This is a genomic window from Paraburkholderia sp. SIMBA_053 (assembly GCF_046534895.1).
GTDB classification, from domain to species: domain Bacteria; phylum Pseudomonadota; class Gammaproteobacteria; order Burkholderiales; family Burkholderiaceae; genus Paraburkholderia; species Paraburkholderia caledonica.
The window spans coordinates 1-418 of the sequence record NZ_JAWRXU010000146.1; the positions used below are offsets into that span (position 1 = coordinate 1).

General features: G+C 54.5%; 1 rRNA gene. It reads left to right on the forward strand.

The features are described 5' to 3' along the window. Positions 1-418 (forward strand): 23S ribosomal RNA (locus SB753_RS34985); the annotation flags it as partial.

Here is a 418-nt window from a genome sequence, read left to right on the forward strand (position 1 = left end):
CCATTCTGGTGCGGTTAGCGTATTAACAGGTGTGACGCAGGAAGGTAGCCCAAGCCAGGCGATGGTTGTCCTGGTGCAAGTGCGTAGGCCGAGTCGTAGGCAAATCCGCGATTCATTAAGGCTGAGACACGATGCGGATAAAAAGTGGGTGATCCTATGCTGCCAAGAAAAGCATCGACGCGAGGTTCTAGCCGCCCGTACCCCAAACCGACTCAGGTGGTCAGGTAGAGAATACCAAGGCGCTTGAGAGAACTCGGGTGAAGGAACTAGGCAAAATGGTGCCGTAACTTCGGGAGAAGGCACGCCGGCGTAGGGTAAGGGAACTTGCTTCCTCAGCCCGAACCGGTCGAAGATACCAGGTGGCTGCAACTGTTTAGTAAAAACACAGCACTCTGCTAACGCGCAAGCGGACGTATAG